Annotated in this window: 18 protein-coding genes; 2 read left to right on the top strand and 16 right to left on the bottom strand. The window is 44.1% G+C overall.

What is annotated here, in order from left to right:
• Positions 1 to 2 precede the first annotated feature (2 nt).
• From mmsB to chvE, 3 genes are all read right to left on the bottom strand, one after another.
• A complete protein-coding gene (gene mmsB, locus TY87_RS08170; protein ID WP_100186689.1) occupies positions 3 to 1,205 on the bottom strand; it encodes a multiple monosaccharide ABC transporter permease in 1,203 nt (400 codons plus the stop codon).
• A gap of 47 nt (positions 1,206 to 1,252) precedes the next feature.
• The gene (gene mmsA / locus TY87_RS08165; RefSeq protein ID WP_100186688.1) at positions 1,253 to 2,791 is read right to left on the bottom strand and encodes a multiple monosaccharide ABC transporter ATP-binding protein; all 1,539 of its coding nucleotides are present in this window, start codon (positions 2,789 to 2,791) and stop codon (positions 1,253 to 1,255) included.
• A gap of 134 nt (positions 2,792 to 2,925) precedes the next feature.
• Entirely contained in the window at positions 2,926 to 3,987 is a 1,062-nt protein-coding gene (chvE, locus tag TY87_RS08160; protein ID WP_072840817.1) for a multiple monosaccharide ABC transporter substrate-binding protein, read from the bottom strand.
• A 290-nt stretch (positions 3,988 to 4,277) separates the two neighbouring features.
• On the opposite strand from chvE, the gene TY87_RS08155 reads away from it, so the two are divergent.
• Positions 4,278 to 5,864 (top strand): cation:proton antiporter family protein, encoded by a 1,587-nt coding sequence (locus TY87_RS08155; RefSeq protein ID WP_072840818.1) that lies wholly within the window; start codon positions 4,278 to 4,280, stop codon positions 5,862 to 5,864.
• A 92-nt stretch (positions 5,865 to 5,956) separates the two neighbouring features.
• Here TY87_RS08155 and TY87_RS22455 read toward each other — a convergent pair whose 3' ends face one another.
• The 9 genes from TY87_RS22455 to TY87_RS08115 all read right to left on the bottom strand — a co-directional run bounded on the left by TY87_RS22455 (position 5,957) and on the right by TY87_RS08115 (position 18,911).
• A complete protein-coding gene (locus tag TY87_RS22455; RefSeq protein ID WP_139248905.1) occupies positions 5,957 to 6,127 on the bottom strand; it encodes a DUF6435 family protein in 171 nt (56 codons plus the stop codon).
• A 158-nt stretch (positions 6,128 to 6,285) separates the two neighbouring features.
• Positions 6,286 to 7,707 (bottom strand): FAD-dependent oxidoreductase, encoded by a 1,422-nt coding sequence (locus TY87_RS08150; protein WP_072840819.1) that lies wholly within the window; start codon positions 7,705 to 7,707, stop codon positions 6,286 to 6,288.
• 118 nt (positions 7,708 to 7,825) lie between these two features.
• On the bottom strand, positions 7,826 to 12,277 hold the full coding sequence (gene gltB / locus TY87_RS08145) for a glutamate synthase large subunit (protein WP_100186687.1): 4,452 nt from the start codon (positions 12,275 to 12,277) through the stop codon (positions 7,826 to 7,828).
• Positions 12,278 to 12,794: 517 nt separating this feature from the next.
• Positions 12,795 to 14,354, bottom strand: a complete 1,560-nt coding sequence (locus TY87_RS08140) for an SPOR domain-containing protein (RefSeq protein WP_100186686.1) — start codon at positions 14,352 to 14,354, stop codon at positions 12,795 to 12,797.
• A gap of 32 nt (positions 14,355 to 14,386) precedes the next feature.
• On the bottom strand, positions 14,387 to 15,493 hold the full coding sequence (aroB, locus tag TY87_RS08135; RefSeq protein ID WP_100186685.1) for a 3-dehydroquinate synthase: 1,107 nt from the start codon (positions 15,491 to 15,493) through the stop codon (positions 14,387 to 14,389).
• Positions 15,493 to 16,041 carry a shikimate kinase gene (locus TY87_RS08130; RefSeq protein WP_072840823.1) on the bottom strand — a complete coding sequence of 183 codons (549 nt, stop codon included), beginning with the start codon at positions 16,039 to 16,041 and terminating at the stop codon, positions 15,493 to 15,495. Before TY87_RS08130 ends, aroB begins: the two co-directional genes overlap by 1 nt.
• A gap of 42 nt (positions 16,042 to 16,083) precedes the next feature.
• Positions 16,084 to 17,265 carry a type IV pilus secretin PilQ gene (locus TY87_RS08125; RefSeq protein WP_100186684.1) on the bottom strand — a complete coding sequence of 394 codons (1,182 nt, stop codon included), beginning with the start codon at positions 17,263 to 17,265 and terminating at the stop codon, positions 16,084 to 16,086.
• The gene (locus TY87_RS08120) at positions 17,258 to 17,968 is read right to left on the bottom strand and encodes a hypothetical protein (protein ID WP_100637035.1); all 711 of its coding nucleotides are present in this window, start codon (positions 17,966 to 17,968) and stop codon (positions 17,258 to 17,260) included. Before TY87_RS08120 ends, TY87_RS08125 begins: the two co-directional genes overlap by 8 nt.
• A complete protein-coding gene (locus TY87_RS08115) occupies positions 17,940 to 18,911 on the bottom strand; it encodes a hypothetical protein (RefSeq protein WP_100186682.1) in 972 nt (323 codons plus the stop codon). The genes TY87_RS08120 and TY87_RS08115 overlap by 29 nt, the downstream gene beginning before the upstream one ends.
• 160 nt (positions 18,912 to 19,071) lie before the next feature.
• Here TY87_RS08115 and TY87_RS08110 point away from each other — a divergent pair, with 160 nt between their 5' ends.
• Positions 19,072 to 21,516 carry a penicillin-binding protein 1A gene (locus TY87_RS08110; RefSeq protein ID WP_100186681.1) on the top strand — a complete coding sequence of 815 codons (2,445 nt, stop codon included), beginning with the start codon at positions 19,072 to 19,074 and terminating at the stop codon, positions 21,514 to 21,516.
• A 91-nt stretch (positions 21,517 to 21,607) separates the two neighbouring features.
• Here the strand turns inward: TY87_RS08110 and TY87_RS08105 are convergent, their stop codons facing one another.
• From TY87_RS08105 to rpmE, 4 genes are all read right to left on the bottom strand, one after another.
• Complete coding sequence (locus TY87_RS08105; protein ID WP_100186680.1) at positions 21,608 to 22,168, bottom strand: LOG family protein; 561 nt, start codon at positions 22,166 to 22,168, stop codon at positions 21,608 to 21,610.
• Positions 22,169 to 22,294: 126 nt separating this feature from the next.
• Entirely contained in the window at positions 22,295 to 23,563 is a 1,269-nt protein-coding gene (locus tag TY87_RS08100; RefSeq protein WP_072840829.1) for a malic enzyme-like NAD(P)-binding protein, read from the bottom strand.
• A 170-nt stretch (positions 23,564 to 23,733) separates the two neighbouring features.
• Positions 23,734 to 24,516 (bottom strand): thermonuclease family protein, encoded by a 783-nt coding sequence (locus tag TY87_RS08095; RefSeq protein ID WP_100186679.1) that lies wholly within the window; start codon positions 24,514 to 24,516, stop codon positions 23,734 to 23,736.
• Positions 24,517 to 24,524: 8 nt separating this feature from the next.
• Positions 24,525 to 24,740, bottom strand: a complete 216-nt coding sequence (gene rpmE / locus TY87_RS08090; RefSeq protein WP_072840831.1) for a 50S ribosomal protein L31 — start codon at positions 24,738 to 24,740, stop codon at positions 24,525 to 24,527.
• Between the last annotated feature and the right edge of the window lie 231 nt (positions 24,741 to 24,971).

Genomic DNA, 24,971 nt, shown 5'->3' with positions numbered 1-24,971 from the left:
TCTTAAAGCGCTTTTTGTTTGTTGTAGACGTCGAAGATAACCGCAGCGAGCAATACCAAGCCCTTGATAACCTGCTGCCAATCAATCCCTATACCTAATATCGACATCCCGTTATTCATGACACCCATGATGAAGGCACCAATCACCGCACCGATGATTTTACCAACGCCGCCTGACATGGAGGCTCCACCGATAAACACGGCAGCAATAACATCTAATTCAAAACCAAAACCCGCTTTCGGCGTGGCAGTATTCAAACGTGCCGCGAAGATCAACCCAGCCAAGGCCGCCAACATGCCCATATTGGCGAAGGTCAAAAAGGTCAAACGTTCGGTATTGATACCTGACAATTTGGCAGCTTTTTCATTACCACCCAAAGCATAAATACGACGACCGATGGTGGTGCTGTTAGTCAAAAAGGTATAAATCGCAATCAGCACCGCCATCGACATCAGCACATTCGGCAAGCCTCGATAAGTACTTAATAAGTAAGACAAATAGATGATTGCAGCAGCAACTAATACGTTTTTAACGATGAAGAAAGAAAATGGTTCATCTTGAATACCGTACTTCAGTGCACGAGAGCGAGTACGAGCAGCCAAGAACAATATTGCACTCGCCGCTAAGATACCAAGCACAAGCGCAGTAACATTCGGACGACCAATACCAAACACGTCAGGAATAAATCCGGTACTCAACAATTGGAAGCTTTTTGGGAAAGGCCCTACAGACTGACCTTCAAGCAATGCCAAGGTCAAACCACGGAACACCAACATGCCTGCCAAGGTGACGATAAAAGCTGGTATTTTCCAGTAGGCAATCCAGTAGCCTTGCAAACCACCGATAATCAAACCAACGACAAGACACACAGGCACGACAAGAATGGTCGGTAAATCATAATTGACTGACATAACCGCCGCCAACGCACCGATGAAACCCGCCACTGAGCCGACCGATAAATCGATATGGCCGGCGACAATCACCAGCAACATACCAATAGCCATAATGATGATGTAGCTGTTCTGTAAAAATAAGTTGGTTAAGTTAACCGGACGCATTAAGGTGCCGTCGGTCAAAAATTGAAACATGCCCATGATGACAACAAGCGCGATCAACATACCATAATCACGCATATGTGATTTCAGGTAGCTGGTAACAGACGGTGCCGCTTGTACCACAGTAGAGGTTTCTTTTGTTGTAGCCATTTTTATTGCTCCCGCTATTATTATTCTCGCCGTTATTATTGCTATCGCTAGGCTTTTACTATCATTGACATGATTTTTTCTTGGCTTGCATTGGCTTTGTCTAACTCGCCAACAAAACGCCCTTCATTCATCACGTAAATACGATCACACATGCCAAGCAACTCTGGCATCTCTGAAGAAATCATCACCACCCCTTTGCCATCATCAGCAAGCTGGTTGATGATGTTATAAATTTCAAACTTAGCGCCCACATCAATACCGCGGGTTGGCTCATCTAGAATCAAAACGTCTGGCTGCGAATATAGCCACTTACTCAACACCACTTTTTGTTGATTACCGCCCGATAAGTTCATCACTTTTTGAAACACACTTGGTGTTCGAATGTTTAGTGCTTTGCGATAGTCTTCTGACACTTGGCGTTCGATGTTTTCATCGATTACACCATGGGAAGACACTCGGTTAAGATTCGCCAACGTGGTGTTGGTCTGAATGGTTTCTTCTAGAATCAAACCCAATTCTTTACGGTCTTCGGTCACGTACGCCAAGCCACTTTTTATGGCTTTTGGCACAGTAGACAAATCGGCGATTTCACCGCGCAAACGCACTTCACCTTGAATGTTTTTACCGTAGCTTTTACCAAACAAACTCATCGCTAACTCGGTGCGACCTGAACCCATTAAGCCTGCGATACCAACCACTTCTCCGGCGTGTACATTGAACTTAATGTCGTGGATCATTTGACGGTCTATCGCATCGGGATGCCATACATTCCAGCCACTGACTTCCATCATGGTTTTTCCTAGATGGCCTTCCCGCGCTGGATTGTTTCTTTGTGGATAACGGTCCGCCATATCACGGCCAACCATGTCGCGAATAATGTCTTCTTCACTGATATTTTGCGCATGACAATCCAGTGTAGATACAGAAGCACCATCACGAATAACGGTGATGCTGTCTGCCACACGGCTGATTTCGTTCAACTTGTGGGTAATCAAGATGGAAGAGATACCTTGTGCTTTAAACTCCAATAACAAATCAAGCAACTTGGCGCTGTCGTTCTCTTGCAGTGCGGACGTTGGTTCGTCCAAAATTAATAATTTCACATCTTTAGCAAGGGCCTTGGCTATCTCAACGAGTTGCTGTTTGCCCACACCTAATTGACCCACTAAGGTCGATGGCGACTCTTTTAAGCCAACTTTTGCTAATAACGTTTGAGTACGAGAATAGGTTTTCGGCCAATTAATCACGCCACCTTCGACATTCTCGTTACCTAAAAATAGATTCTCAGCGATGGATAGAAGCGGCACTAACGCTAACTCTTGATGAATAATAATGATGCCTTTTTCTTCGCTGTCCGTGATGCCGGAAAACGCGACAGTTTCATCATTAAAAAGAATATCGCCTTGATAACTTCCATGTGGATAAACCCCACTCAACACCTTCATGAGAGTTGATTTACCCGCGCCATTTTCACCCACTAAAGCGTGAATCTCGCCAGCACGAACTTTAAGGTTCACCGAGTCGAGGGCTTTTACTCCAGGAAACGTCTTGGTAATGCTGCGCATTTCCAAAATAATATTTTCCATAAAACATCCCATTAGCAGACGCGCTCTTGCCGTATCGACACACGGTCAACAACGCCTCCGCTGGTTTATTATTGTTGAATTAGGATAAATAAACAGTTTTTAACAAAGAATTGGCAAGCGCAGTGGTCGTGCGCTTATTCGACCTGAGACTTCGTATAGTAGCCGCTACCTAGCAACACATCTTGCCAGTTGGATTTATCAACTGTTACAGGCTCAAGCAAATAACTAGGAATCACCTTGATGCCGTTGTCATAGGTTTTAGTATCATTGATTTCAGGCTTCGCACCATTTAATACAGCTTGAACCATGCCTACCGTTACGTTGGCTAATTCACGCGTGTCTTTAAATATGGTGGAATATTGTTCACCTGCGATGATGGATTTCACTGATGGCACTTCTGCATCTTGACCCGTTACAATCGGCATTTTCATATTGCCAGAACCGTAACCTACACCTTTAAGTGACGACAAAATACCAATAGAAATACCATCATAAGGCGACAACACACCGTCTATGTGTTTCTTGGTGTAATGAGCAGACAACAAGTTATCCATACGTGCTTGAGCGGTCGCACCGTCCCAACGCAAGGTACCAACTTTGTCCATGCCCATTTGGCCAGAAACGACACTCACCTTGCCAGAATCGATCATCGGCTGAAGCACAGACATTGCACCGTTATAGAAGAAATAAGCGTTGTTATCGTCTGGAGAACCACCGAACAACTCGACGTTGTAAGGACCTTTACCACGTTTTTCCATGCCACTTACCAAAGACTTGGCTTGCAACACGCCGACTTTGAAGTTATCAAATGTCGCGTAGTAGCTCACATAAGGGCTGTTTTTAATCAAACGGTCATAGGAGATAACTTTAATACCCGCAGCATCGGCGTTTTCCAATGCGTTAGATAGAGTCGTACCATCAATCGCGGCGATGACTAATACATCGACACCTTTTACGATCATGTTTTCAATCTGGGAAAGCTGATTTGGAATTTCATCTTCTGCGTACTGTAGGTCAACTTTGTAACCAGCATCTTTGAAGAGTTTTACCATGGAGTCACCATCGGTGATCCAGCGAGCGGAAGACTTAGTTGGCATGGCAATACCAACATAACCATTCGCAGCCAAAGCACTAACGGAACTCAGCGCAGTGGCACCTAGTACTAAACCAGCAATGGTATTCTTTAGATAGTTCATTAGCTTCTCCTGTTACGGCCAAGCGAGCACCGTAAGGAACAAGCTTCAGGTGGCCATAGATTTTTTATGATTATTTTTTCGAGCCAATCAGGTCTTGAAAAACCTGTTATGCAGAGTAGGCAAAATGAACATACCAATCAAATAGAATAAATGTTGCTCTTCATATCATTTTTGATATGTTAATTTATTATGCGAGAACGAATATTTTGCAGCATTACGTGCTGCGCGGCTTAGACAAATTCCGTATGATAAAACTCCCCTTTACACATTCTTTAATTTAGAAGGAATCTATGGAATTCATTTGGATCTTATTCGCATTTGTATGCGGACTGGCCGTCAAGGTGATCAATTTACCGCCATTAATTGGTTTCTTATTAGCTGGTTTTTTACTTAACTATGCTGGTTTGGAACCAAGCAATACATTGGACTCCCTCGCCAATATTGGCATCACACTAATGCTGTTTAGTATCGGCTTGAAATTACATGTTAAAGACCTTCTAAAACGTGAAGTTTGGGCATCAACGCTAAGTCATATAGGAATAAGCACCATCCTATTTGCCGGGATTGCTTTGCTGCTTGGTACATTAAGCCTTCCATATTTTGGTGTGCTTGATTTTAAAACCGCCGCGCTTATCGGTTTCGCACTCAGTTTTTCCAGTACTGTTTGTATAATGAAACTGCTAGAAGAAAGTAGCGAACTAAAAACTCGCCATGGACAGTTATCTCTTGGCATTTTAGTTATGCAAGATATTGTAGCCGTAGTTTTTCTTGTGGCTGCTACCGGTAAAGTGCCTTCTATCTGGGCGCTGGGGTTATTTGGCTTGCTACTGATTCGTCCGATTATCAATAAAATCGTCGACAAAGCTGGTCACGGGGAAATGCTGCCATTAACAGGTCTTTTTCTTGCGCTAGGTGGCTATGAACTGTTTTACCTTGTTGGTGTAAAGGGCGACTTAGGCGCACTAATCTTCGGTATTTTATTAGCGTCACACCCCAAAGCCGCAGAAATGAATAAGTCGCTAATGAATTTCAAGGACTTGTTTTTAATTGGTTTTTTCTTGTCCATCGGCTTCACCGCATTACCCACATTAAGCATGGTCGGCATGAGCCTAATCATTACTTTAGTGATTCTGGTGAAGTTCGCACTCTTCTTCGTATTAATGACAAAAATGAAACTGCGCGGCCGAACTTCATTTTTATCATCGATCATTCTTTCTAACTACAGTGAATTTGGCTTAATTGTCGTTGCACTGAGTGTGGCAAACGGCTGGTTAGAAAAAGAATGGCTTGTCGTATTAGCATTGGCAGTGTCTTTCTCCTTCGTGATCACAAGCGTGCTTTATCGCAACGTTCACCGTATGTACCGGAAAAACAAAGACATCATTCGCCGTTTTGAAAGCGCAGATTGTTTATCCGAAGATATCTTCGTACAACCTGTAAACAGTGACATTCTCGTGGTGGGCTTAGGTCGAGTTGGACGCGGGGCATTTGACTCTTTAAAAGGTTTGGTGGGTGACACCGTCGCTGGAATGGATGCGGATCGTAATCGTATTAACCAAATGCAAGCGGCTAAAGAAAATGTATTCTACGGCGACGGTGAAGATGCGGATTTGTGGGAACGTTTGGACACGTCTCGAATTGAGCTCGTTTTGTTGGCATTGCCTGCAACAGAAGACACGACCAATGTCGCCATACAGCTGCGTAAAGCCAACTACACTGGACAAATCGCTGCTATTGCTCGCTATCAAGATGAAAGAGAAATCCTCATCAACAGCGGCATAGACAACGTCTTCAACTTCTACACAGAAGCCGGTACAGGTTTCGCTGAAGAGAGTTTGGCACTTATTCGACCACTAGAAAGCGCCGTAGCTGCCTAGCTATTTCAAAGCTGGGCTATTATAAAGCTCTAGAAGATAAGACTAAAAACGCGGTGCCGTTAACATGGCTCCGCGTTTTTTATTGACTCTATTTATACAGACCTAGCTTCGTCTATCTTGGCTTTCACCGCTTCGGCTTTTTCCGTCAGTTCTGAATAGAGTCTGATGTCGCCACCGCGTTGGGCTTGCATGGCTTTTTCTAGTAACTCGCCATATTCTTTGTCGAGCTTTTTAATCGGGTCGGACTTTAGAAAAGAAAACATAATTAGCCTATGGTTATGAGTTTATGGAGTTAATACGACGCAGACTGAGATTTAGATCGTTTTAACGTTACAAATCATCAAAACAAAAACGCCAACCAGACGAAATCTGATTGGCGCTTTGACTAAAAACTACAAGGTTTCGAGCGAAGCAGTCGCGCTTAGACGTCTAGGAAATCCATAATCCCTTCAGCAGCCTTACGACCTTCATCAATAGCCGTTACTACTAGGTCAGAACCACGCACCATGTCGCCACCAGCAAAGATTTTTTCGTTGGTAGTTTGGAACATGAATTTGCCTTTCTTCGGTGCAACGACACGACCACGAGCGTCGGTTTCGATACCGAATTTTTCGAACCAAGGCGCAGGGCTAGCTTGGAATCCAAAGGCAATCAATACGGTGTCTGCAGGAATGATCTGCTCGCTACCTTCAACAATCTCAGCGGTACGACGGCCGTTTTCGTCAGGCGCGCCCATTTGAGTCTCAACAACCTTGATGCCTTCCACTTTGCCGTTACCAATGATTTCCACTGGCTGACGGTTGAAAAGGAACTGTACGCCCTCTTCTTTCGCGTTTTGCACTTCTTTACGAGAACCCGGCATGTTTTCTTGGTCTCGACGGTAAGCACAAGTAACACTTTTCGCACCTTGACGAATCGCAGTACGGTTACAGTCCATCGCTGTATCACCACCACCCAAGACAACCACTTGCTTGCCTTTTAGGTTCACGTAATCAGCAGCATCTTCTTCGAAGTCTAGGCAATGGTTAACGTTAGAAATCAGGTAATCCAAGGCATCGTGAACACCCGGAAGATCTTCACCTGGGAAGCCGCCTTTCATGTATTTATAAGTACCCATGCCTAAAAACACTGCATCGTACTCTGCCAATACGTGTTCGAATGGCACGTCATCACCAACAGAAGTTCCGAGAACAAACTCAACGCCCATCTCTTCAAAAATTTCACGACGACGTGTCATGACGCTTTTTTCCAGTTTGAATTCTGGAATACCAAACGTCAGCAAGCCACCGATTTCTGGGTACTTATCAAATACCACAGGCTTGATACCGTTACGCACCAAAACATCTGCACAAGCAAGACCTGCAGGACCCGCACCAACGATAGCAACCGTTTTGTTAACCGGTACTACGTTAGACATATCAGGACGCCAGCCCAAAGCAAAAGCCGTATCTGTGATGTATTTTTCAACAGAACCGATCGTCACCGCACCAAAGCCACCTTCGCCAAGCGTACAAGCGCCTTCACAAAGACGATCTTGTGGACAAACGCGACCACAGACTTCTGGCAAAGAGTTGGTTTGATGACTCAACTCAGCCGCTTCTAAAATGCTACCTTCACTCACCAGCCTCAGCCAGTTTGGAATGTAGTTATGTACTGGGCATTTCCACTCACAATAAGGGTTTCCGCACTCTAGACAGCGGTGTGCTTGATCTTTCGCACCCACTTCTTCGAATGGTTTATAAATTTCGACGAATTGCGCCTTACGAGTAATTAAAGGCTTTTTCTTAGGATCCTTACGGTCCACTTCGACGAATTGAAATACGTTGTTCAAGCGCTCAGACATAAGCTGCTATCTCCTCGGCCGCCTGTAAACAGACAGCGCTTCTCTCAAATGGGTCAGACTGATTCGTTCACAGCGCTTAGTTTGTTTCATTACAAACCAAGCGCCATAACAGCGTGTTTTATTCCGGACGTTGACGAGTGTTTGCCAATAGCGCGCCTAAACTCGCGGCTTTTGGTTTGACTAGCCAGAACTTACCAATGTAGTCATAGAAGTTTTCTAAGATCTCATGGCCCCATTCGCTGTCAGTTTCTCGGACGTATTCTTCGATCACAGAACGAAGGTGTGAACGATACTCTTCCGTCAATTCCGTACCAATACGGTGAATTTCCACCAATTCGTGGTTGTACTTATCTACGAAGGTACGGTCTAAATCGAGTACGTAAGCGAAACCGCCAGTCATACCCGCACCAAAGTTGTAACCCGTATTACCAAGCACAGTTACCATGCCGCCAGTCATGTATTCACAGCAGTGATCGCCTGCACCTTCGATAACCGTATGAGCACCTGAGTTACGTACAGCAAAACGCTCACCTGCCGTACCTGCAGCAAACAACTTACCGCCCGTCGCGCCATACAAACAAGTGTTACCGATAATGGCAGAATCTTGTGATTTGAAAACAGATCCTTTTGGAGAACGAATAACCAATTTGCCGCCTGTCATGCCTTTACCAACATAATCGTTAGCATCGCCTTCTAGGTACATGTTCAAACCACCCGCGTTCCATACACCGAAACTTTGACCTGCCGTACCAGTCAACTTCAATGTTAATGGGACATCAGACATGCCTTGGTTACCGTAACGTTTGGCAATCTCACCAGACAAACGAGCACCGATAGAACGGTCGCAGTTGGTCACTTCAAAAGTAAACTCTCCACCTTCTTTTTCTTCAATCACGTCTTTAACTGTGTCCCACATTTTCAAAGCCAATAGGCCTTTATCATGTGGTGGGTTAAATGGTGAATTGCAGTATTGTGCTTTGTTCGCTGGAATCGCATCGTTTTTCAAGATCGGTGAAAGATCTAAATTACGTTGTTTATCCGTTTCACCCGGCAAGATAGCTAATAGGTCTGTACGACCAATCAAATCTTGCAGGCTGGCAACACCCAGTTTCGCTAACCATAGACGCGTATCTTCTGCCATAAAGCGGAAGAAGTTTTTGATCATTTCTACCGTACCGATGAAGTGCTCATCACGTAGCATTTGATCCTGAGTTGCCACACCAGTCGCACAGTTATTCAAGTGACAAATACGCAAGAACTTACACCCCATGGCAACCATTGGCGTGGTACCAAAACCAAAGCTTTCAGCACCAAGAATCGCCGCTTTCACCACATCCAAACCAGTTTTTAAACCACCGTCTGTTTGAAGGCGAATTTTGCCGCGAAGATCGTTAGAACGAAGTGCTTGTTGCGCTTCCGCTAAACCTAACTCCCAAGGCGAACCCGCATGGCGAATAGATGTAATTGGCGATGCCGCTGTACCACCGTCGTAACCAGAAATGGTAATCAAGTCCGCGTAAGCTTTCGCTACACCCGCGGCAATCGTACCAACACCCGGTTCAGAAACCAGTTTCACCGATACCAAGGCATCTGGGTTAACTTGTTTCAAATCGAAAATCAGCTGCGCCAAATCCTCGATAGAATAAATATCGTGATGCGGTGGAGGTGAAATCAAGGTAACACCTGGAACCGCGTAACGTAGACGAGCAATTAAGCCGTTTACTTTACCGCCAGGAAGCTGACCACCTTCACCTGGTTTTGCACCTTGTGCGACTTTAATCTGTAGCACTTCAGCGTTGACCAAATATTCTGGTGTCACACCAAAACGGCCAGACGCGATTTGCTTGATCTTAGAGCGACGCTCAGTACCGTGACGAGCTGGATCTTCACCACCCTCACCAGAGTTAGAGCGACAGCCTAATTCGTTCATCGCTTGCGCTAGCGCTTCGTGAGCCTCTGGAGACAAAGCACCCAAAGACATACCCGCTGAATCGAAGCGAGGTAAAATCTCTTCGATAGATTCCACTGTGTCTAGCGGAATGGCTTTCGCTTTATCTGACAAAGTAAACAAATCACGCAACATAGACGCAGGGCGGTTGTTCACTAGCTCTGTGTATTTGGTGAAATCTTCAAAGCGACCACTGCCCACTGCAGTTTGCAAATTGCGAACTACGTCTGGGTTAAACGCATGGTATTCCGCTTCATGGACGTATTTTAGGTAACCGCCCTGTTGAATAGGTTTACGCAATTTCCACGCATTGCTTGCGATGGATTCTTGATCCTTTTGGAAATCTTCAAAGCGTGCGCCTTTAATACGGCTTGGAACACCTTTGAAACATAGATCGACTACTTTCGTGTCCAAACCAACTGCTTCAAATAACTGCGCACCACGGTATGAGGCAATCGTCGAAATACCCATCTTAGAGATAATTTTCATCAGGCCTTTGTTAATACCTTTACGGTATTTAACGTGGCAAGCAATTGGGTCACCCAAGACTTCGCCTTTATCAATCATGTCGTTGATTAAACGATAAGAAAGATACGGATAAACCGCTGTTGCACCAAAGCCTAATAGTACAGCAAATTGATGAGGATCACGGGCAAAGCCGGTGTCAGCGATGATGTTGGAATCACAACGCAAACCTTGCTTAGACAAGTAATGATGCACCGCACCTACCGCCATTGGCGAAGGAATTGGCAAATGGCCTTTTGCTATATCACGGTCAGTCAATACAACAATAACGGCACCATTACGTACCACTTCTTCTGCTTTCAATCGCAAGTTTTTAATCGCTTGCTCAAGAGAAACTTCTTCTGGGTTGTAATTGGTATTTAGACGAACCAAACGGAAACGATGATCATCTAACGCTAACAAACGGCTGTATTTACGTGGTGACAATACAGGCGATGACAAGATAATACGGTTTGCGTGTTTTGGCGTTTCTTCAAATAAGTTACGTTCCACACCAATACAAGTTTCCAACGACATGACAACAGATTCACGTAATGGATCTATTGGTGGATTAGTTACCTGTGCAAACTTCTGACGGAAATAATCTGTCACTGGGCGAGTCTGGCTAGACATAACCGCCATCGGCGTGTCATCACCCATAGAACCTACTGCCTCATGACCGCTTTCTGCCAATGGACGGAAAATTTGCTCGCGTTCTTCAAAAGACACTTGGAACATCTTCTGATAGGTCAGCATTTCTTCTTTGGTGAAAGGTTCAAACTCTAGAGAAGATTCTTCCAACAAAGATTCGATGCGAATCGCTTCCTGCTTCAACCATTTTTTGTATGGGTGCATGGATTTAAGGCGATTATCGATGTCATCCGTGTGCAGCACTTTGCCGTTTTGCGTATCAATTACCAACATTTGGCCAGGACCTACACGGCCTTTTGACACAACATCTTCTGACTTGTAGCCGTAAGTACCGACTTCAGAAGCAAGCGTAATAAAGCCGTTTTTAGTAATGACCCAACGAGCAGGACGCAAACCGTTACGATCAAGCATACAAATAGCATGACGTCCGTCGGTCATTACCAAACCAGCTGGGCCGTCCCAAGGATCCATGTGCATAGAGTTGTACTGGTAGAAAGCACGCAACTCTGGATCCATGTTTTCAACGTTTTGCCACGCTGGTGGAATGATCAAACGCGCAGCGCGGAAAATATCCACGCCACCAGTTACCAAAACTTCCAACATGTTATCCATGGAAGAAGAGTCAGAACCCGTTAAGTTAACAATAGGCTGAAGGTCTTGTAGTTCAGGAATCAAAGGCGTGCGTAGCTTGCTGCTACGAGCCAATGCCCAGTTACGGTTACCTTCGATGGTATTGATCTCACCGTTGTGAGCAAGCATGCGGAACGGTTGTGCCAAAGGCCACTTAGGAAGCGTATTAGTAGAGAAACGTTGGTGGAAAACACAAATCGCTGTTTGCATTTTTTCGTTGCCCAAATCTTTATAAAAGAAAGGCAAGTCCACTGGCATCATCAAACCTTTGTATGCCAATACTTTGTCAGACAAAGAACAGATGTAGAAGTTTTCGTATTGCGCTAACGCGATTTCAGTTTGGCGACGAGCGACAAACAAACGTGTTGCGAAAGTACGGGCATCCATACGGTTGCTATCAACAAATACTTGCTCGATACGAGGCAAGCAATCCATCGCGATAACACCAAGGCAAGACGCATCGATTGGCACTTCACGCCAACCCACTACATTCAAACCCTCATCAGTCAATTTTTTCGTCAAAGTCTCACGTTGCTCACTTGCAAGCGCGTCATCTTGATCAAGAAACACCATGCCGATGCCATAAAGGTCAGACAAGGTGTGATTAAATAAAGCGTGTGCTTCACCACGTAAAAATAGATCCGGCTTTTGGATAAGAAGACCACAGCCGTCACCTGTTTTGCCATCAGCGGCGATGCCGCCACGGTGTGTCATACATGTCAAAGACTCAATGGCTGTCTTAAGTAATTCATGGCTAGTATTGCCTTCCATGTGAGCAATTAAGCCAAAGCCACAGTTGTCTTTGAACTCGCCAGGACGATAAAGGCCTGCATTCATACACCAACTCCCACAGTTGAAACGTAAAAAATAAAATTAGATATAAATTCGATTATCAAGTGGCTGGGCTAAAAAGCGAAAGCGTGAAAGAACTCGCTTCGAGAATGACTATCATCTACCCAAAATACCACCGAAATGGATGATCATACTACTCTGCCGAAGAGCACTACTCAAACGAGCATAGGCCTGACTTATGTTATTTTGGCGCTTTTTATAGGAGTTTTAGCGGCAAATAGCGAGGACTTAGAGAATTATCTATGGCTGGAGTTTTTCCAAACAGAAAATTCCACTGTTCATTCATGTTTTTCAGGGAATTACAGTGATTTTTACTAAATTGAGAGGTTTGCTATACAAAAGCCTCACAAAAAGAGGATTTGATGGCATTTTATACGCTTTGAATCAGAAGAAAACTCGGTATTGTCGAGATAAAACATAAACTGCAAACGTAAAATAGCATGAGATGCTTTGCACAAAGTCACGAACGAAGCTAAAGACTAGACAAAGGTCTCAGCAGATATCACTGGGCTTTCTTAATATCATCCTGAATACCACGAGCACTTCGCGCCCAAGGATTAAGGTCACGAATATCTTTAGGAAGAGATTCCGCTGCAGCTATCGCTTCGCTACGATTACGATAAGAACCATAAACCACGACAAACCAATCCTTGCCATTATGTTTTGACTTAAAATAACCAAAGGCATCCACACCGCCTTGATCACGAATAAAGTCCTGCACGGTTCCTTTATTGTGTGTTCCTAATAGCTGTAAGGTATAACGGTTTGGATTCTGGGATAGCCACCATTCCGTCTTATCAAAACGGTCTTGTGAGACTTTTAGGTTGGTTTGTTCATTTTTAGTTGGCACCATTTCAGTTGGTGCATCAACAGTAGGAGCGGCTTGCGCTAAAGGCGCCTCTGCACGAATAGGTGCAGTAGAAATAGCTGGGGTCATCATAGATGTAGCATTCGGCTGCTCAGTAGATGGAGCATTAGACATACTTATCGCAGGCAATGAAGAAGTACCAGCTGGGATAGGTGGAAGTATAATTTCACCTTCTTGGCCGATCTTACGCTGCATGGCATCAATGCGCGCAATCGTCTCCGCTGAGGATTGCCCCTGCCGTGAACTTAAAGGAATAACATTACTGGTTCTATCGGCCGTCGATGTCGAAGGCTTATCAGACTGTTTATCAGAGAATAATACCGCAACTAAAATGCCAAGCATAACCACGGAAAGCAGCGCCATATGCGCCAAAGGGAATCCCACAGCCAGATTAAAACGCATGGCAGATTTTGCAGGTTTATTACCATTGCCCATCATGGTCTGAGCAAGCTGGTTAATTCGACCGGGGTAACCACCAGACTCTTGATAAATTTGTTTCACTTGCTTGTCATTAAACGGCAAATTAATTCCACCGCCAACCGCGCGTACACGATGCAATAAGTAAGCACGTGTTTGCTCTAATGAATAAGGCGCTAAGGTAAATGAATGACTTAGTTGTTCATAACGAGAGCGCTGATAAGCATCAAGGTTACGTGATAAAGAGTATTCGCTGAACAACACAATATGAGGAACGGTTTGATTTTCAGTCGCCAATGACATCATGTCTAACAGCATGCTCACCGCATCTGTGTTTAGCTCTTGGGCATTATCAATTAACACCAATGCCGCTTGGCCTTTCTCATCTAAATCATGAGAAAACTTAAGCAAAGGGCCGAAAGTGGTTTCATTCGGAGGTTGTGTGAAATGACTAGCAAAACCAGCATATATAGCTTGTAGCAATTGCCCTGCCGTCATCAGCATAGTCGCTTTAACGTGACTAACAACAGTGGTGTCATCTTGATGACGAGCAAATTCCATCAAAAAACGACTTTTGCCACTGCCTTGTGGCCCTTGAACCACAGACAGTAAACTACTGTAGCGACTCAAATGCTCAAGCAAAGCCAGTTGCTGATTACCTTCTTCAGACGCAAAATAAAGCGATGCATCCTTCGAGCCAAAAGGATCCCTCAGCGTTGCTTTTGGGGGCTGATTAAGCGCATCCTCTAGATCAAACTGAAAGTCTGGCTTAGACATAGTCGTCCTTCAACATTAAATAACTAACAAGATTAAGCAAGGCTAGCTTGTTTACTCGCTTCAAGTGCATCCAAAAGACAGGAATTAAAGTCTTCCATCGGAAAATCCGATGTTACGATCGCATCACCCAATGCACCAAGCAGAACCAAACGCAAGCTTCCATCCAATACTTTTTTATCTAACGCCATGCGTTCAACAAAGCACTCGACCGTCATCTCGGCAGGCGGTAAGACTGGTAAATTTGCCGCTTGAAATAGCGCTACGGAACGACAGATATCTTGTTCCGTTAAATTCCCCATACGCCAAGAAAGATCAATCGCTAACATACTACCAGCAGCAACAGCTTCACCGTGCAACCAATTGCCGTAGCCCATTTCTGTTTCAATCGCATGACCAAACGTATGGCCTAGGTTTAAAATAGCACGAATGCCACCTTCTCTCTCGTCTTGTGCAACCACATTGGCTTTAGCCAAACAAGAACGATAAATAGCATCGCTAATTTTATCGCTATCCAACGTCATTAACTGAGGCATCTCTTGCTCTAACCAATCAAAAAATGGCACATCGCAAATCAAACCGTATTTGATGACTTCCGCCATGCCTGCTGACAGTTCACGCTGCGGCAAGCTCAACAAGGTTTCAGTATCGATAATCACAGCTTGAGGCTGATAAAACGCACCTATCATGTTTTTTCCAAGCGGATGATTCACACCTGTTTTTCCGCCGACAGAAGAATCAACTTGAGACAATAAAGTCGTTGGCACTTGAATAAAAGGCACACCTCGCTGATACGTCGCGGCTGCAAACCCAGCCATATCACCAACTACACCACCGCCCAAAGCGATAACGGTAGTAGTTCGATTATGCTTTGCTTCCAATAAAGCAGACATGATCATGCCGTAAGTTTCTAGCGTTTTATATACCTCACCATCAGGCAAAATACAGGTATCAACTTTATAATCTACTGATAGCATTGACACAATGGGTTCTAGATATAAAGGCGCAATGGTCTCATTGGTTACTATCATGACTTGTTTGCCATGAATCGCATCATCAAAAAGGGCTTTCTGCTGACGAATACCGCTACCAATAAAAATAGGGTAGCTACGATCGCCAAGGTCAACGGTTAACGTGCGCATTAGGATACAGTTATCTCCATTTTAAGATGGCGCTTGATTGCATCTAGCACCTTATTAGCGACAGAACGAGGGTGACGAGAATCTGTTTCAATAACTAAAGTAGCTACTTCTCTATATAGAGGATCACGTACTTCAAATAATTTTTTTAACGTTGCTCGCGGATCACCAGTTTGTAAAAGAGGTCGATGAGTACTTTTTGAGGTGCGATATAATTGTTGAGCAACAGAAGCGTACAAATACACCACTAGCGCATTTTCTCGAAGAATATCTCTATTTTCTTCGCGCATCACAATGCCGCCACCGGTTGCTAACACACAATCACCAGTGTCCGATTCTGCTATTGAGGCCAGCGCTTGAGTTTCACGCTTACGAAAACCGTCTTCACCTTCCCGTTCAAAAATCCAAGGAATGTCTGCGCCGGCATTGTCTTCTATGACTTTATCGAGATCATAAAATTCTTTGCCCATCGATTGAGAAATCAAACGGCCTATCGTCGTTTTTCCTGCGCCCATCGGGCCTACTAAAATAATATTGGGGGCTTTTATCATTGTATTCAATTACGTCGGAATTAAGCAGATTTAGACTGCGGCCTAGTTGACTGACATTTGTAGCAGCTTTGGTGTAATAAATACAAGTAATTCAACCTTTTCTTGCTGTTCTGATTGTCTTTTAAACAACTCACCTAACCAAGGAATGTCACTAAAGAAAGGAACCCGACTCTCGGATTCGAAACGCTCTTCTCGAAAAACCCCACCTAAAACAAGCGTTTCTTGGTTTTTCACTACAACCTGTGTTTTTAAACGATTGGTTTTTAAGCTAGGTACACCATTAACCAAGTCCCCCACAGAATCTTGATGAATCGTTAACGATAGTAAAATGTGCCCGCCGTCTTTTACAAAAGGAGTCACCTCCAACATGAGTGCCGCTTGGCGAAACTCAATACTCACCTTATCATCGCTAACCGTTTGATATGGGACCTCGGTTCCCGATTCAATTCGAGCAGGCAGCCCTTCGGAAGTGACAATTTTGGGCTTTGAAACTACATTAGCTAAGCCCTCGCTTTCCATCATATCCAAAGTAAGTGCCAATAAGCTAGAACCACCTATACTGGAAAAATCCAAATTCGTCGTTGGCGTCAACGCGCCTAAATCAACTGCACCTCCGATAGAGGATCGGACACCATCAGATAACTTAGCTTGCCAGTTCACCCCAAACTGCGATTGAGCTGTTCGACTTACTTGAGCAATTTGCGCACTGATTTCAATTTGTTTTAATGGTGTATCTAACCAATCAAGTGTTTCCTGAACCCCTTCTAAAGAAGCACAAGAATGGGCAATGATCGAATTAGTTCGATCATCCACAACTAAAGAAATAGATGGGTGCAAGGTTCGTAAATGTACACCAACATCTTTTGCTTTAGCATGTTTCAACACCCAATAAGATCTCTGACACACAACGGATGTACGTTCGATGCTTTCTGCTAAAGGTGTTTTTACGGGCATCAGCACCGCCACACGCCCTTGCCACTCAAGCTGAATATGTGGCGGCTGTGCAATTGCCTCCATCACATCTTTCCAGCTTGCACCTTTGATCGAAAGTGTTAATACATCATCAATTTCAGGACTAATCACCACGCTTTCATTCATTTGCGACGCTAGCCAAGGCAATACCTCTTGTAGCGAACGAGATTCAAAATAGACATCCATTGCCAATAAGGTACGTGGCATCATCAGAAAAAATACCAATAGCCATTGAAGCCGCAGCTTATTCATCCTGAGCTCCCTTTTTACGCACAACTAATGCCTGCTCAGAACCATCTTTTGCCATCAAGGTTACTCGATCAAAAGATACATCATTCACGGTTAAACCTGCATCTGGCAGCCAACTGCCCTCACTAACCCAATGACGAGCATTTTTGTATACAACTAACGCTGATGTGTTATCGCCTATTCGCATAGTCGACAATAGCTGCCAATCTTTTTGCTCAAAACGATTCATATATAACTTAGTGGGTAACCAATCATGGTACTCCCGATTCGCCTTAGGAATCTTAATCGCAAACAACAAGTGTCCTTGCCAATATCCATTGCTTTCTCTTTGCCAAGATGCGGCAAGCAAACCTAAAGCAAACTGTGTTTCAATTTTTTCCAGCACTATTTGCCACTCGATAAGAGAAGCTGAGCCATTGATAGACCATTGCGTTGGCACTCCATTTTTAGTGTCTTCCACTCTATGTTGTAGCCAAGACTCGTCAAGCAAGCGCATGTCGTGTAATTGATTCGCTTGTTGCTGCGTTTTTTTCCAATCATTCTCAGCTAGGGCTTTCAACTTAGATTGTCGATTTAAATCATCTTGAGCCTGTGATAAAAATGGATACCAAACGGCAACTTGCAAGAGAAGCAAAAGCAGCACCACGGAACCGTTGATATTTTTTAATAACACACCGTTAGTTTTTAAATACTTCGATAGAAACATCCACCACCTCCTTCTGATTCGTTGGAGAAGCAAAGCGATGCGGCTGTTGCTCGACTTCCCAGCGCCAGTCTGGGTTTTGTTGATGCCACCCCTCCAGTAAAAGTTCCAAATCTTGTGCAGGCAATGTCATTTGGAGAGAAGCTCGTTGCGCTTCACTTTCAAAATATCCGAGTCGAGCAGACATGGGCAAAGCCTGAACCAAGTTCAATACTGACGCAGAAAATTCATTGGAGTCATTAATCAACGACCATGCCGATTGAGTTGCTTGTATTTTTTGACGTGCAATCAACGCTTGTGCCGATTCTTGATGTAAGAAGAAAAAATAAACAGAAGCCACACTGTGAACCAGAAGGCTAAAAACGACTAAAGACCAACAAAGCCGTCGAGCTTTTAAACGTTTGCTTTTTTCTGGCTGATACACTGACAAAGCACGCTGTGAACAAGATGACCAAGACCTATTACGCGAATGAATTACTTCCCATTGCCCTATCGGCATAAGTAAACAAGATTGTGCAATCGACTGAAATGGCAAACACAGTTGTTGCGCCCACTCACTTGAGCAAGCAAAAGTCGTAAGTTGAGACTGCTGCTCTGGCAGTAACTCGTATTGATAACTAAACAGCAAACTATCGGGTGGTGAAAATGTCGTTTCTACGGCATAACTCAATGCAGCCAAAGGTAGTAACAATGAAGGTATAAGGTGATCAATCCTATGCTGTGACACAGATAACCAAGCATCAGGTACTAATATAATGATTCGACAGGCATCAATCGAGCGGTCTAGCGTTAAGCTCCGCTGAATCAGTTCTAACTGTGAGGAATTGGGTAGAGGTTCGTTATTTAATAAAGAGAAATCCACCAAGTTGGCGGTTTTACTAGAGTCATAAAATGTACATTCTTGAGCGGAGTAAACGGCTATAGAATAGGCATGCATGAGCTTCATCATTCATCCTTGAAATAGTAAGCAACAGAGTATTGTTTTCGGTTTGGCTTCCATGCCAAATATTTACCAAGATAACACGATTTGATGCAAAGTTAACCGCCTATTCTGTGGCCATCTTAGGTATAATGCCATTTTCTCACTCTGTATTAATTGAATTTATATGGCTAAGACACTCAAAATACTTTTTTTTCTCGGTCTGTTTGGAACACTTTGCGCGGTTGGCGTTACCTATGCGGTTTATTACAACGTAAAAGACCGTATTCCAACTGTCGCTGAACTAAAAGACATCGAGTTAAGAATCCCACTGCGTATCTACACCGCCGACAATAAATTAATTGGTGAGTTTGGAGAGCAGCGCCGTTCCCCTATCGATTATGCAGAAATTCCTCAAGATCTAGAGCATGCAATTTTAGCCGCAGAAGACACCAATTTTTATCACCATCCTGGCGTCGATATTCTGGGCTTGGGTCGAGCCGTCGTACAACTAATTACGACTGGGCAAAAACAAGGTGGTGGTAGCACTATCACCATGCAAGTAGCACGTAACTACTTCCTCTCATTTGAACAAACCTACACCCGTAAATTTACAGAAATCTTTATTGCCCTAAAGATGGAACGAGAGTTATCTAAACACGAAATACTTGAGTTGTACGTCAACAAAATCTACTTGGGTAATCGTGCCTATGGTTTCGAGGCAGCTGCTCAAGTCTATTATGGAAAAAATCTCGCGGAGCTTAATCTTGCGCAACTAGCTATGATCGCCGGCCTACCAAAAGCACCCTCTCGCTTTAACCCAGTCGTAAACCCTTCTCGTGCGCTAATTCGTCGTAACTGGATTCTACAACGTATGTTATCACTCGGCATGATTGATAAAAACGCATACCAAAATGCTGTTGAAGCACCGATCACCGCCAAGAACCATGGCGTCATGCCTGATATCGAAGCAGGCTACATCGCCGAAATGGTTCGCTCTGAGCTATACAGCACATTTGGAGACGATCTTTATAGCACTGGCATGACAGTCTATACGACCATTGATTCAGAACGCCAAAAAGCCGCGAACGAAGCCGTTTTCAATGGCGTTTTAGATTACGATATGCGCCACGGTTACCGTGGTTCTATTGAAACCCGTGTTGACTTGATTGATGCGCCATTAGAAGAGCAAGAAAAAGCTCTACAAGACGTAGAACGCTTCAAAAATTGGCAAACCGCCTTAGTTCTTTCAACCACAGAAACTACCGCTGACGTTCGTTTGGCTAATGGCCAACGCGCCACATTGCCATGGGACGCAGTCAAATGGGCAAGACCTTATATTAATGAGGACTCCCAAGGCGCTTCACCTTCCACCGTTTCGGATGTTTTGGTACCTGGCGATATTGTTCGTTTGCGCCCAGACAACCAGCAAAAATGGCTACTCGCGCAAAAACCTGAAGTACAAAGCGCACTCATTTCTTTGAACAGTAAAGACGGTGCAATCCAAGCTTTGGTGGGTGGTTTTAACTTCTACGAAAACAAATTCAATCGTGTTACTCAGTCTAAACGTCAGCCAGGTTCCAACTTTAAACCCTTCATTTACGCTAGTGCACTAGATCGAGGTTATACAGCTGCCAGTATTATCAATGATGCTCCCGTTGTCTTTAACGACACCAACCTAGCATCTGCATGGCGGCCAACCAATGACGGTGGCAAGTTCTATGGCCCAACCCGTTTACGTCAGGCACTTTACCGATCACAGAATATCGTCTCTGTTCGTTTGCTGGATGAAATGGGAGTTCGACCAACATTAGATTTCTTGCGCCGCTTTGGGTTTGATCCAAACGAGTTACCACATAACCTATCTTTATCTTTAGGTAGTGCAAACTTATCGCCACTGCAAATCGCAACTGGCTACGCCGTTTTTTCGAATGGCGGATACCAAGTACAACCTTATTTAATAGACAAAGTCATAGACAGAAATAACAAAACTCTATTCCAAGCCAACCCTGTGACAGTCTGCGTAACGTGCACTCCGTTAGAAAAAACGACGGATGGCGAACAACAAATGGGACTATTTAATACAACTGAAGGCATTCGTAGCTTGCCAATTGCACCGCAAGTGCTCGATCCAGAAGTGAATTACATAACTTACGATATGATGCGAGATGTTATTAAATACGGTACCGGTCGACGAGCACGAGTACTTCAGCGAGATGATCTCGCGGGGAAAACAGGTACAACAAACGATGGCCGTGATGCTTGGTTCTCGGGCTTCAACGGTAATCTAGTAACGTCTGTTTGGAGCGGCTTTGATAATTCATCACCTCTAGGACGTGGCGAATGGGGTGGCTCGGTTTCATTGCCGCCTTGGATTGATTACATGCGTGAAGCGCTAAAAGATACACCTCCTGATTTCGTGGCTAAACCGTCTTCTTTGGTAACAGTTAGAATCGATCCGAATACAGGTGAACGTGCGTTACCGGGACAATCTAATGCGATTTTTGAGATATTCAGAAAAGACCATGTGCCACCACAGCGCGATTTGAGCTTACCTACATTTAACAACAATATTGGTAACGAAGCGCAAGAAGAGAAACAAGAAAATAACGTGTTAGAAAACTTATTCTGATCTGGGCTTCTATTATTCTAACCAAAAACGCCAGCTTAAACGCTGGCGTTTTTATTACAGCAGTCAAATCCAAAGCCCTACCAAAAAGTAGCTAACTCCACTTAGGTTTAGGCGCTTGATAAGCTTGAAAAGCCGACACAAGTGTTTCCGGCGTGTTAACTTTGATGATCATATCTATATAAGACTGCTTCACAAAACCTGCCTGCTGCATACTTTCTACCATATTAAATAATGAATCGTAAAAACCATTTATATTATAAAAAGCACAAGGTTTACCATGTAGGCCGAGTTGTCCCCAAGTCCACACTTCAAACATTTCCTCTAGCGTCCCTACACCACCAGGAAGCGCCACAAAGGCATCGGCCAATTCACTCATCTTAGCCTTACGTTCATGCATATCGGCAACCACATACAGCTCGGTTAAACCTGTGTGAGCAATTTCCTTTAGCTTTAAATGCTGAGGAATGACACCAATCACCTTTCCGCCGGCCTGCAAAGCAGCGTTCGCAATAATGCCCATTAAACCTACATTACCCCCACCGTAGACAATGTCGATCCCTTGCTTGGCAAGATACACGCCCAAGGCTTTAACTCCATTGGCGTATTCAGGAGAATTTCCCTCAGCAGAACCACAATATATTGCTACTTTCATACTAACGCTCCTTGCTTCTATTTAACTAACGTCAATTTAGTCTTCAAAAAATAAGCCATCAAATGATCCACATAAAAAAGGCGACTCCTTATTCAGGAGTCGCCTTTTTAGCAAGATACTATTCGATTAAGCACCGAAGTGATCAAGATTCTCAAGTGGGTAAAAATCTGGGTATGGAAGCATAGCCACACCAGAATCAACCGCTGCACGAGCAACGGCTGCAGAAACAACGTTAAGCAAACGAGTATCCATTGGTTTTGGCAAAATGTACTCTTTACCAAAGCTCAAAGGTATACCGCCATAAGCTGCAACAACATCTGCAGGCGCTTCTTCTTTTGCAAGATCTTTAAGTGCATGAACTGCAGCCAACTTCATTTCTTCGTTGATCTTAGTCGCACGAACGTCTAAAGCACCTCGGAAGATGAAAGGGAAGCCAAGTACGTTGTTTACTTGGTTAGGGTAATCAGAACGGCCAGTCGCCATGATCAAATCATCACGAGTTGCACGTGCAAGCTCTGGATTGATCTCTGGATCAGGGTTCGAACAAGCAAAAACAATTGGATTAGCCGCCATTTTAGCAAGTTGATCAGCAGATAATAGATCTGGACCAGATACGCCGATAAACACATCTGCGCCTTCCATTGCATCATCAAGAGTGCGCTTGTCAGTATCAATCGCAAACATTGCTTTGAACTGATTCAAATCAGTACGGCCAGAGTGAATAACACCGTTACGGTCAAGAACGAAAATGTTTTCGCGCTGTGCACCACAAGCAATGATCAGCTTCATACAAGCTGTCGCTGCTGCACCAGCACCTAGACAAACGATTTTAGCATCAGCAATGTCTTTACCTTGAAGCTCAAGCGCATTCAAAAGACCAGCTGCTGTCACAATCGCAGTACCGTGTTGGTCGTCATGGAAAACAGGGATAGAACAACGTTCAATCAACTGACGTTCGATTTCAAAACACTCTGGTGCTTTGATGTCTTCTAAGTTGATGCCGCCGTAAGTGTTTGCAATACGAGCAACGGTATCAATGAATGCTTGTGGGCTTTCAGATTCAACTTCCACATCAACAGAGTTAATGCCAGCAAAACGCTTAAACAATAAACCTTTACCTTCCATTACTGGCTTACTTGCCAATGGACCTAGATTACCCAATCCAAGAATCGCCGTACCATCAGAAATAACAGCTACTAAGTTGCCTTTACCAGTGTAACGGTATGCAGCTTCTGGGTCTTTTGCGATTTCACGACAAGGCTCAGCCACACCTGGGCTGTAAGCTAGAGAAAGGTCACGAGCGGTCGCTGTTGGTTTAGTAATAGTTACGCTCAGTTTTCCTGGAACTGGATACTCATGGTAGTCCAGTGCAGCTTGCTTTATATCTTCTGCCATTATGATGTTTCCGTCTATTTGGTGTAATTAATTAGTTTTATCATAGCCAAACTGGGCCTTGTTCCCAAGCCTACAAAAGCTTCGAAAGTGGCACCTTATAATTTTGTGTCGTCAGAATAATCGATCTACTCAATACTTTAAAGCGTAAAACCATAGGAATATTCTATCAATCACTGATCGAGAGAAGCTTTGATTTCAAGCAAGTCATTGGGATGTCTTACAGAAAGTACCCAAGACTTAAAGTCTGAATGGCGACTTTTCCTTTGATGTTGCCAACCACGCACTTCAATTTCCTTACCCTCAAGATAAAATACTTTTTGAGAAGGCCAATAATCTGTGACGTAAGATGGCAAATTGATTACTAGATCCTGATCGGTTTCTAGCCACCAACCTCCTCGGTTCTGAGTAATTGAAGTGATGTTGACACGAGAGATTGCAAATCCAGCTTTTGGCTGCCATTGCAAATTTTGCTGCCATAATCCCTTATGCGCATTGCGAGCTGCGTTTTCAGCCGCCTCAAAACAGTCTTGATAGGCTAAGTTTGGAGGGACAGCAATACGATAACCAAGTCCTTCGGATAGTAACTGACTCGTCAGTGAAATACGATCTTTATCGAAAAGGTAGTACAAATAACGACCGTATCTGTCTTGATCATTTTTAGCTCTTTGTAGGTAGACAAATTGATCGAGGCGGGAGCGAACGAAATCTGTCGCAGCTACAGCATAAGGCTCATGATTGCCTTTTTTGTGGTCAAGTTCTGGTGTATCTATACCCATCAGCCGAACTTTTCGGCCATCGGTAAGATGTATGGTGTCACCATCAACCACTCGTTTGATCTGAGCTTTTTCAAGTTCGCCTGTTGCCGTACAGGCTTCATTGGCTTGAACAGCAAGGGACAAAAACAAAAAAGGCGCCAAGAGAACTTGGCGCCTTTTTAAAGCGATCACTATCATGCCACCAATTACTTAGTAGTACGACGTGCTCCGAAACGTTTGTTGAAGCGATCAACACGACCACCAGTATCAACCATTTTCTGTTGACCTGTGTAGAATGGGTGACAGTTGCTGCATACGTCGACGTGAAGGTCGCTACCTAAAGTAGAATTTAGGTTTAGAGTATTACCACAAGTACAAGTTGCAGTAACCGCAGAGTAATTTGGGTGGATATCTTTTTTCATCGTATTTACCTTTAGGTTTGGTGTGCCGCCACTTGATCGATATTAATGGGCTATTGCCGCGTCAAGCACCGCACGTTTCGTTGTACAGACATTGTACAGTGGAGCCAAGAGTCGCGTATTTTAGGGATCTATTGCCAAATCAGCAACCTTTTTTCATGCTTTTCTCATAAAATTGTGACTCGCACCGACCCACTACTCTGACGTACACTTAAGAAATGATCAAGACATCCT

Origin of the sequence: Marinomonas sp. BSi20584 (assembly GCF_002792415.1) — a bacterium.
Taxonomy (GTDB): Bacteria; Pseudomonadota; Gammaproteobacteria; order Pseudomonadales; family Marinomonadaceae; genus Marinomonas; species Marinomonas polaris.
This window is presented reverse-complemented; position numbering and strand designations above follow the sequence as displayed.